General features: G+C 64.6%; 5 protein-coding genes and 1 pseudogene. All 6 read left to right on the top strand.

Annotated elements, in window-relative coordinates; genetic code table 11:
• The first annotated feature begins 181 nt into the window (after positions 1–181).
• The 6 genes and pseudogenes from AB0B25_RS22645 to uvrB all read left to right on the top strand — a co-directional run bounded on the left by AB0B25_RS22645 (position 182) and on the right by uvrB (position 9,704).
• Complete coding sequence (locus AB0B25_RS22645) at positions 182–1,666, top strand: amino acid permease (protein WP_357182785.1); 1,485 nt, start codon at positions 182–184, stop codon at positions 1,664–1,666.
• Positions 1,659–3,314 (top strand): hypothetical protein, encoded by a 1,656-nt coding sequence (locus tag AB0B25_RS22640; RefSeq protein ID WP_357182757.1) that lies wholly within the window; start codon positions 1,659–1,661, stop codon positions 3,312–3,314. The genes AB0B25_RS22645 and AB0B25_RS22640 overlap by 8 nt, the downstream gene beginning before the upstream one ends.
• Before the next feature lie 186 nt (positions 3,315–3,500).
• Positions 3,501–6,407: an alpha/beta hydrolase gene (locus tag AB0B25_RS22635; protein WP_357182755.1), complete on the top strand. Its 2,907-nt coding sequence runs from the start codon at positions 3,501–3,503 to the stop codon at positions 6,405–6,407.
• Between the two features lie 190 nt (positions 6,408–6,597).
• Positions 6,598–6,822, top strand: a complete 225-nt coding sequence (locus AB0B25_RS22630; RefSeq protein ID WP_357182752.1) for a hypothetical protein — start codon at positions 6,598–6,600, stop codon at positions 6,820–6,822.
• Positions 6,795–7,215 (top strand): annotated as a pseudogene (locus AB0B25_RS22625) (IS1634 family transposase); the annotation flags it as partial. The gene AB0B25_RS22630 and the pseudogene AB0B25_RS22625, both read left to right, overlap by 28 nt.
• 296 nt (positions 7,216–7,511) lie before the next feature.
• Positions 7,512–9,704 carry an excinuclease ABC subunit UvrB gene (gene uvrB / locus AB0B25_RS22620; RefSeq protein ID WP_357182749.1) on the top strand — a complete coding sequence of 731 codons (2,193 nt, stop codon included), beginning with the start codon at positions 7,512–7,514 and terminating at the stop codon, positions 9,702–9,704.
• Positions 9,705–9,721: the final 17 nt, after the last annotated feature.

The raw sequence follows: 9,721 nt of genomic DNA, 5'->3' as shown, positions 1-9,721 counted from the left end.
TCAGGGATACCCACCGCCGGGTTGGATCCTGCTGGTCACCTCCTCGAGGCCCCGCATTCACCAATGAGTTCCCTGAGCCGACCCTGTCGCGACGCACCGTTCCCGCGTCGCGGTGCGGCGTCGTCGCCGACGCCGCTCGAGCAAGGAGTGACTGATGACTACCCCGGAGTCGCAGCAGAGCATGACCCTCGATGCCACATCAAGTCGATGGGGTGGAGTGTTCCGCACCAAGTCGGTGGAACAGTCCCTCCGCGACACCGACGAGCCGGAGTCCAGGCTGCGCAAGGACTTGAGCGCCTGGGATCTCACGGTCTTCGGTGTCGCGGTGGTTGTGGGCGCGGGAATCTTCACCGTGACCGCGCGCACTGCCGGCACCGTCGCGGGCCCGGCGGTGTCGCTGGCGTTCGTCTTCGCCGCCGTCGCATGCGGACTGGCCGCGCTGTGCTACGCGGAGTTCGCCTCGACGGTGCCGGTCGCGGGCAGCGCCTACACCTTCTCCTACGCCACCTTCGGCGAGCTCGCCGCCTGGACCATCGGTTGGGACCTCGTCTTGGAGTTCGCGCTGGGCACCTCGGTGATAGCCAAAGGCTGGTCACAGTACCTGGGCATGGTGCTGGGCTCGTACACTCCGATCGTGCACGTGGGGTCGGTGTCGTTCGATGTGGGCGCGGCGGGGCTGGTCGCGGTCCTCGGCGTGTTGCTGGCGGTCGGCACCAAGATGTCGTCGCGGGTGTCGGCGGTGGCGGTGGCCGTCAAGCTGACGGTGATCGCACTGGTGGTGGTCCTCGGCTTGCGGTACTTCACAGCATCGAACCTGTCGCCCTACATCCCGTCGTCACAGCCGGGCAACGGAACCGGACACGGGCTGGAGCAGTCGCTGTTGTCCTGGCTGACCGGCGCCGGCGGTTCCACGTTCGGCTGGTACGGCCTGCTGTCGGCGGCGAGCATCGTATTCTTCGCGTTCATCGGCTTCGACATCGTCGCCACCACCGCCGAGGAGACCAGGAATCCCCAGCGCGATATGCCCCGCGGCATCATCGGCTCACTGGCGGTCGCCACCGTGCTGTACGTGGCGGTGTCGCTGGTACTGACCGGCATGGTGCCCTACACCCAACTGTCCGGCGACGAGGCCACCCTCGCCACCGCGTTCGCGATCCACGGCATCACCTGGGCCAAGAATGCGATCTCCATCGGCGCGCTGGCCGGTCTGACCACCGTGGTGATGGTGTTGTTTCTGGGCCAGACCCGGGTCATGTTCGCCATGGCCCGCGACGGACTGCTGCCACGTCGGCTGGCGCACACCGGCGGCCACGGCACGCCGGTGAAGATCACCGTCATCGTCGGCACGATCTGCGCCGTGCTGGCCGGATTCGTCGACTTCGGCACCCTCGCGGAGATGGTGAACATCGGCACGCTGTTCGCGTTCGTGCTGGTGTCGGTGGGGGTGCCGATCCTGCGCCGCACCCGCCCCGATCTGCCACGCGGCTTCCGGGTGCCGTGGGTGCCGGTAATCCCGATCCTGGCGGTACTCGCCTGCGCGTGGCTGATGCTGAACCTGTCGGTACACACCTGGCTGCGGTTCGTGGTCTGGATGGCCGCGGGCCTGGTGGTGTACTTCACCTACAGCATGCGGCACTCGGTGCTGCGCACCCGGTCGAGTGAGTGAGCCACTGCGAGTCGGTACGGACTCGCTGCGGGGGATTGTTCCGGGATTGGAGAACCTGGCCGATGAGGTGTCTCGGGCGATCAGCGAGTTGAAAGCGCTCATCGCGGAGGAGCGGTTGTGTTGGGGCGCGGATGATATCGGTCGGACGTTCCAGGAGGGCTATTTGCCCGATGCTCAGCATGCCGTGGAGAGTCTTGACGTGGTGGCCGAGGTATTGCAGGCGATCCCACCGCGGGTCGCCGAGGTCGCTGACGCTTTCCACCACGAAGATCACGCCGGAGCGTTTCGTATACAAGCGGTAGATTCGACCGGCGGAAATGCTTTGGGTGGAACCGATTTCGGCACGGACGAGCGAATGAACGCGGTATCCCTGGCTGGGTTGAACGGGTTGGGCGGGCAGAAATCCGCGCCGGATCACGCTGTAGCGAAACCGTTGCGTGATGACGTCGGCAGCGTTGCCGCGCCGACTGGGAGTGCGGAATCGAAGAAGCCGCATTCGTTCGACGCGCAGGATCGGCATCGGTCGGCGCCGGATTCGGTGGATGCCGACAGGATGGATGCCGACAGGATGGATGCCGACGGTCCGGTATCGGAAGATGTGGTCGGCGCCGGTCAGGGGCCCAGCGGCCGGAATTTCTTCGCTGGTGATGCGAAGGCCGGCGGGGGAGACCGTGTGGTGACGCCGGTAGCGAAGACAGCCGCCGACCGCCATCTGGCGGTGGGGGCTGCACCCGATGGTGTGGGCCGGGATCGGAGTAGTCCGTGGTCGAGGTACTCGCCGACACCGTGGTCGTCGCCTCCGCGGTCCCCCGCGCCCGAGGGCGGGACCCCGCCTCGCGTCTCTCCTCCTCGTGAGCTGCGGCGACGAGGCGAACCTGTTCGGTCCCCGTTCTCCCCGCGAACAACCGCGCCCCGCCGATCGCCGCCAGTGCCGTCCAGGTCGATCCCCGATCCCTGCACCGACCCGGCGGCATTGCAGATTGCCGTGGCGATGGCGGCGCGGCATCGGCTGTGGATAAATGGCTTCGAAACCGCGCTCGTCAGTGTGCATACGGTGGGCGAGATCGCGGCCGCTGTCGACGATATGCTCAGCAAGTACACGGTTCCCCTACGGGGGATCGCGGTGACCGACCTCGCTGAGGGGGCGCCGTCTGGCCTCGTGTGGGAGCACAGCGCGAGCGAGAGCCGCACAACCGACAGTCCAACGGTGCGACCGGCCGCCTGGATCGTGTTGGACCGGACCCTCGCCGCGGATCCGGTTGCTCATGCGGAGGCGGTACGGGCGGCGATCCGGTCCGGTATGAAGGTGCGCAAATGCATTGAACGGGTGATGTATTCGACGGTCGTCGGCGAATTCGGCCGGTTGCTCGATGGCGCTGGCGGTTTCCGGGCCGGTCGGCACACGCAGCGGGTGTTGATCGGCGAGTATCTGCGAGTCAACGGGGCCGATGCCGCGGCTGCGGGGGGCGTGATCAGCGGTTATCGGCGATGGCGGAGTGCGTTACCTGGTGCTGTGGTCGAGGGCGTTTTCGATCCGCACAGCGCGTTGAGCGAAGCATTCACCGAGGTGGAACTCGAGGGGCAAGACGCCAGCGGGCCTGCCAAGGGCTTGCATCAGCTGTTGGTAAGCGCCGCGACGACCGGGTGACTCCCCGCCGAGAATCGCCTCACGCCTGGTAGAACTGTGATGGTGGTTCCCGAGGGCTTCCCAATAGGCTTGGTGGAGCCGGTGTTGGGTCCGTGTCCGGAGGGGGATCCGGCGGCGATGCGTCGCTTGGCGCTGGGGTGGTCGGCTACCGCCGCTGTCTGTCGAGCGCAAGCTGATGGTTGCGTCGTGCAGGCGGAGCGGTTGCCGGCAATCATGGAAGGACAGGCAGCCGATCAGTTGACAGCGCGGCTGCGTGGCTGCGAAACCGAGTTACGGCGGCACGCGGATTACTGCGACAGCCTGGCCTCGCAACTGCGTGACGGGGCGACCTCGATCGAGCTGGGACAGCTGACCTGGCTTGCGTTCGGCGCCGTGCTGGTCACCCAGTTGGCCGCTGACGCTGTTCTGCTGCATGTGGGCGCGGCCAAAGCCGCCGCCGATCGGGCCGTCGTCCAGTCCGCGTGGCGGCGATTTTTGACCTCGCTGCTGGAGAAGGTCGCCGTAGTGGGGGAGCAGTTCACCCTCACCAGGACCAGGGTGCTGCTGACATCGGCACTTTTCGGTGGGCTCATCAATATCGCGGTCAGCTACGGCGCGCAAGTATGGCAGCAGGTTGAAGGCAACCGTAACCAGCTCGATTATCGGTCGATCGCCTTCTCCGGTCTCAGCGGCGTGGTGGGAGGTTTGGCCGGCGCCGCCGCGGCCCATGCCGCCGCCCCGGCCGTGTCACGCGCCGCTGTCACGATCACCAACCGGTTCGGCGTCGTTCCCGCCACTGTTGCTTCCACTTTCCTGCTCGGCAGCGCCGGAGGTGTCGGCGGTGCTATCGCCGACACCGCGGTGACGGGTGTGGTGAATGCCATCGACACCGGCGAGTTCACTCTGAACGGGAAAGACTTCTTCACCGGGATGGTCTACGGGATCGTCGGAGGCGTGGTCGGCGGCAGCGCCTATGCGGTGCACGCTGCACAAGCAGGTATCCGCACACCCGCAGTCGCGCACCGACAAGCAGGCAACCCTGTACCTTCATACGATTCGAGACTCGTGCATTCGCAGCACGACTTCGCCGGCATCCCGCCGTCGTCGACCTCCCCTGAGAATCTCCCTGCCACAAACCCCCCACAGCACGACAACCTGCTCGGCACTTCGAAATCCGATTCCCCACAGACAGATTTGGATGCACCACCCATCGAGCGGTCCGATCTCGCAAGGGATCCGGAACCGAACCATCCGCCCGTTCGGGAAGGCGGTGATGAAAACCGAAGCACGTTGTTCAGCGATGAGGACAGGCCCGAGGGGATTTGGTCGGGAGCAGGCGATGTCAAGGCATACGAGAAATGGAGGCAGTCCGAGCGATATCTAAGATATGGCAAATTCTGGCTTGACGATGAGCTGCCTGGAGATTCGAATAGTCGGCTAAGGTACGCATACCCACAAGTTTATGGATACGCAGAATTTAAAGTCAAGTCTGCATTCGAACCCTACCGGGATGGAATTTTCAACGGGTCTGATTCCACCGAGGTGTCGGCTGCTAAGGGCGTCGAATTCAGGAAAGCTGCAGCCGAGATGGCGGCACTTCCTCATTCGAAAGAGTATCCTCTCGATGCCGATAGGATCCCATCGCGAGTCGAAATGGATCTGCGCAATTATAGAAGTTTGGCGATAGTGTCGGGGTGGAAGGATCAGGTGCCGGTCAGCGAACCCGAAGCGGTGCGCGTATTGGTCGAAGCTGGAGTCCTCGACCCGAATAATCCTGAAATCGACCCTCGGATTACGTTGGGCTGGCCGGATGAGGTACTCGCCCGCGGCGATGGTGCTGGTCCGCTCGCTCGGGTCGAGAGCCCCGTCGGGGATGACACGCAACCACTCGATTCCGGCGAGCATGTCGTTCCGGCCCAGGGTGAACCGGATTCCACCCACTCGGACGCATTGCTCGAATCGCAGCACGATCGGGACCAGCGACGGGAACTGGGGCGTCGGTCCGGTCACGAGGCCGCGCTGACCGCGCTACCGGACGATGTGGTGTGGGCTACCGAAGACGCGATGGCGAAGCACTTCGAGAAGGCCCCGCTCTACGCGACGCGAATACTGGACGACCGAGTGCCGGGCGGCAGCAGAGTCCTACATTTCCGTGTGGCGGGCGATCCGCACGGGTATCCGGTCATGATGTCGCCGGGTTCACCCGTCGGCGTCGATGGTCCCCTGCCCGACCTGGACGTGTTGACCGACCGAGGATTCGCGTTGATTATCGTGGAGCGGCCGGGCTACGGCGCTTCCACCCGGCTTCCGGACCGTCAGGTTGCGGACTGCGCCCGCGACATCATGCATGTAGCCGATCTGTTCGCACTCGACCGATATTCGGTGCTGGGTCGGTCGGGTGGTGGTTCGACAGCCATTTGCGTCGGCGCGCTGGACCCTAGGCGGGTCGAACGTGCCGTCCCTGTTGGGGGCCTGTCTCCTAAACTCGATGAAAGTGGTAACTGGTCAGCAGGGATGGCTGAGGCGAATAGGGCAGCGTTTGACGATGGCGTGATCATGGAAATGGCGCAGAGAACGAGTGAGCGCGGCGAATGGCTTCTCGCGCTCAACGAAGATTACTTTACGGAGCTGGATTACAAGTGGGCGGGACGGAACTCCGACCTTCTGGCCGAAAGCTATCAGCGCGGGCTGCGGGAAAATCGTGAAGCATGGGTGGACGATGTCATCCAAGTTGGCCAACCCTGGGGGATCGAGTTCGATGATTACCGGGTTCCAGTTGATATCGTACACGGTACCGCCGACCAGTTTTCGCCGGTCCAGCACAGTTATACCAATGCATTGGTCATTCCTACATCCAAACTATTTTTGTACGATGGAGTCTCTCATATGATGGGACTGGACTTACTACCAGTGATTCTCAGTCATTTCCGTTCCGAGCGGGATGCGTACATGAGCGACATGGACAAGTACCATCCGGGGCGGTCCGAACAGGTTCGGGCCGCCGATGCCAAACCGCTCCCATTCCCAAGGTGGCAACTGTGGGAGGGGGTGGGTTGGAAGCCCAGACCTGAGTTAGGACATACTGGGCCGGTTTTTCGGCCTTTGGGGCTGTGACCTGGATCGATGGCTGGTTCTGGGTGTGGATCGGCGCACTGACGGTAGGTCGGAGGGTGTTCGTGCGGCGAGTACGGACCACGTCCGGCGCGGTAGCGGTGCAGGTGGTCGCGAAAGTCCGTGGCCGCGTGGAGGTTGTCGAGCATGTCGGATCCGCCCATTCTGACACCGAACTCGGTGTGCTGATGGAGTGCGTGCGTGTGTCGACGGCGCGGGCCAGCAGGAACTCGACCTGGGTGTGGAGGCCGTCGTCCCGGTCGACCGGATCAATGATGTCGCCGACTGGCGTAACGGCCGGCTGCCGGTGGCGACGGAACCGTCGACTGTGGTGACAGTGCCGGGCCGGACTACCTCAACCAGTTCACGGCTGCTGGATGAGGCGTTGGGGCAGTTGTGGCTGGTGACAAGGCTGTGAAGGCGACACGTTTCGTGACCGTCGCCGGCAAGGACCGCGCTCTCGATGAGAAAGCGTTGCAGCGAGGTGATGCCGGCCGCGGAGGTGATGATGAAGTATCACGAGCTTTGGCAGGTGGAACGGTCTTTCCGCGTGTCGGAGACCGATCTGGCGGCGCGGCCGATGTTCCACCGGACGCGGGACGCGATCGAGGCGCACTCGACGATCGTGTTCACTGCGCTCGCGGTGGCCCGCCGGGTTCAGGTGGTGACCGGGAGCGTCGTGAAGCAGTTGCGGCCGCTGCGCAGCGCCACGATCACCTTCAGTGGTGTCGTCCAGACGTTTCCGCCCGAGATCCCGCCGGCTCAGGCGGCGATCCTCGACCGGATCAACCAGTCCGAACCAGCGCACTGAAGCAAATGTCCCAACTCAGGTCTCAAGGTGGCCACTGTGGTATGGGGGGTTGGAAGGCGTCACTCCGCGCCCAGCGCGACTGACATTCTGCGACCGACCCGCCGGCTGCGGCTCTCCGGCCACGGATACGAAAGTGACGACGCCTACTGAATTCGAGTGACGAACCCACACGCCGTTCTGCCACACAGGTGACGACTCGGATGTGACACCACCTGACCGAATGCCGCCGCTCATCACCGCACGGCCTGGTCCTGCGCCCACGAAAGCTGTCGGTGTCTGCGCCTAGGCTGGTTCGCATGGCATTCGCAACCGAGATCCCGGCGGAAGGCTACGAGGGCAGGGCCTCTGCGGCGCCGCCGCTCGCGCACTCGGAATTCCGTCCGGTCGGCGAGATCGAACGCGTCGACAGCCGGTTCCAGGTGGTCAGCGAACACCAGCCGGCTGGCGACCAGCCGGCCGCGATCGATGAGTTGGAGCGCAGGATCAGGGCGGGCGAGCGCGACGTGGTGCTGCTGGGCGCCACCGGCACCGGTAAGTCGGCCACCACGGCCTGGCTGATCGAGCGATTGCAGCGGCCCACGCTGGTGATGGCGCCGAACAAGACCCTCGCCGCCCAATTGGCCAACGAGTTGCGTGAAATGCTGCCCAACAACGCCGTCGAGTATTTCGTCTCGTATTACGACTACTACCAGCCCGAGGCGTACATCGCGCAGACGGATACCTACATCGAGAAGGACAGTTCGATCAACGACGATGTCGAGCGGCTGCGCCACTCGGCGACCTCGAGCTTGCTGTCCCGGCGCGATGTGGTGGTGGTCGCCTCGGTGTCGTGCATCTACGGCCTCGGCACGCCACAGTCGTACCTGGACCGGTCGGTGCAGCTGCAGGTCGGCACCGAGATCGATCGGGACGCGCTGCTGCGGCTGCTGGTCGATGTGCAGTACACCCGCAACGACATGGCGTTCACCCGCGGTTCGTTCCGCGTGCGTGGCGACACCGTCGAGATCATCCCGTCCTACGAGGAGCTCGCCGTCCGCATCGAGTTCTTCGGCGATGAGATCGACGCGCTGTACTACCTGCACCCGCTCACCGGCGACGTGGTCCGCCAGGTCGACATGCTGCGCATCTTCCCGGCCACCCACTATGTGGCGGGACCGGAACGGATGGAGCGCGCGGTGCGCGATATCGAGGCCGAGCTGGAGCAGCGGCTGGCCGAACTGGAGCGCCAGGGCAAGCTGCTGGAGGCGCAGCGGTTGCGGATGCGCACGCAGTACGACCTGGAGATGATCCGACAGGTCGGGTTCTGCTCGGGCATCGAGAACTACTCGCGGCATATCGACGGACGCCCGTCGGGGTCGGCTCCCGCGACGTTGCTGGATTACTTCCCCGAGGACTTCCTGCTCGTCATCGACGAGTCGCACAACACCGTCCCACAGATCGGCGGCATGTACGAAGGTGACATGTCCCGCAAGCGCAACCTGGTCGAGTACGGCTTCCGGCTGCCGTCCGCGGTCGACAATCGACCGCTGACCTGGGAAGAGTTCGCCGAACGCATCGGGCAGGCGGTGTATCTGTCGGCCACCCCCGGCCCATACGAGCTCGGGCAGACCGGTGGCGAGGTGGTCGAGCAGGTCATCCGGCCGACCGGTCTGGTCGACCCCAAGGTCGTGGTGAAGCCGACCAAGGGCCAGATCGACGACCTGATCCACGAGATCCGGGGGCGCACCGAGCGCGACGAGCGGGTGTTGGTCACCACGCTCACCAAGAAAATGGCCGAGGACCTCACCGACTATCTGCTCGGGCTCGGCATCCGAGTGCGCTACCTGCATTCCGAGATCGACACCCTGCGCCGGGTGGAGTTGCTGCGGCAACTGCGCCTCGGCGAGTACGACGTGTTGGTGGGTATCAACCTGCTTCGTGAGGGCCTCGACCTCCCCGAGGTGTCGTTGGTCGCGATCCTCGACGCGGACAAGGAGGGCTTCCTACGCAGTACCACCGCGCTGATCCAGACGATCGGTCGTGCGGCACGCAATGTGTCCGGCGAAGTGCACATGTACGCGGACAAGATCACCGACTCGATGCGGTTCGCCATCGACGAGACCGAACGCCGCCGAGCCAAACAGGTCGCCTACAACGAGGAAATGGGTATCGACCCGAAACCGTTGCGCAAGAGGATCGCCGACATCCTCGACCAGGTGTATCGGGAAGCCGACGAGTCCGAGATCGAGGTCGGCGGTTCCGGACGCAATGCCAGCCGTGGTCGCCGTGCGCAGGGTGAGCCGGGTCGAGCGGTGAGTGCGGGCGTGTACGAGGGGCGCGACGTGAAGTCGATGCCGCGCGCCGAACTCGCCGATCTGGTCAAGGAACTCACCGACCAGATGATGAACGCGGCGCGGGAGCTGCAGTTCGAGCTCGCGGGTCGGTTGCGCGACGAGATCGCCGACCTGAAGAAGGAGCTGCGCGGTATGGATGCCGCCGGGTTGAGTTGAGTTGTGCCGCATCGGCT

It is taken from the genome of Nocardia sp. NPDC049190, from assembly GCF_040648115.1.
Classification (GTDB): domain Bacteria; phylum Actinomycetota; class Actinomycetes; order Mycobacteriales; family Mycobacteriaceae; genus Nocardia.
This window is presented reverse-complemented; position numbering and strand designations above follow the sequence as displayed.